This is a genomic window from Polaromonas sp. P1_G1 (assembly GCF_056405595.1).
In genome coordinates this window covers 1-481 of record NZ_JBFUBU010000167.1, presented here as the reverse complement: position 1 = coordinate 481, position 481 = coordinate 1, and the positions used below count along the sequence as shown (strand labels likewise).

Here is a 481-nt window from a genome sequence, read left to right as displayed (position 1 = left end):
CTGTCGCCGCAATGGCGTGAGCCTGGTGGCCTATTCGCCATTGGGACGCGGTTTTCTGACGGGCGCATTTGCCAAGCCTGAAGACATCCCGGCGGACGACTATCGCAGCCGTTTCTCCCCGCGCTTCCAGGGCGAGAACTTCAACCGCAACCTGGAACTGGTGGAAAAGGTCAAACAGATGGCACAGGCCAAAGGCACCTCAGCCGCCCAGCTGGCGCTGGCCTGGGTGCTGGCCCAGGGCGATGACATCATCCCCATTCCCGGCACCAAGCGCCGCACCTACCTGGACGTGAACATCGCGGCCCTGGACCTGGTGCTGAGCGCGGCGGAACTGACAGAGTTGAACGCGGTGTTCACGCCAGACGCCGCCGCCGGCCAGCGCTACCCGGAGTCGTTTATCGCGTCCGTCAACGTGTGACAAATAGGCCTTAGGGGCACGCCACCTGACCTCTACAATGGTTTCCATACCCATGGACACCAT

At 62.6% G+C, this 481-nt stretch carries 1 protein-coding gene; it reads left to right on the top strand.

Annotation, left to right across the window (positions count from 1 at the left end):
* Nucleotides 1–418: aldo/keto reductase (locus AC1D1Y_RS26300; RefSeq protein WP_477684937.1), on the top strand; the 418-nt coding region annotated here is incomplete at its 5' end.
* Between the last annotated feature and the right edge of the window lie 63 nt (nt 419–481).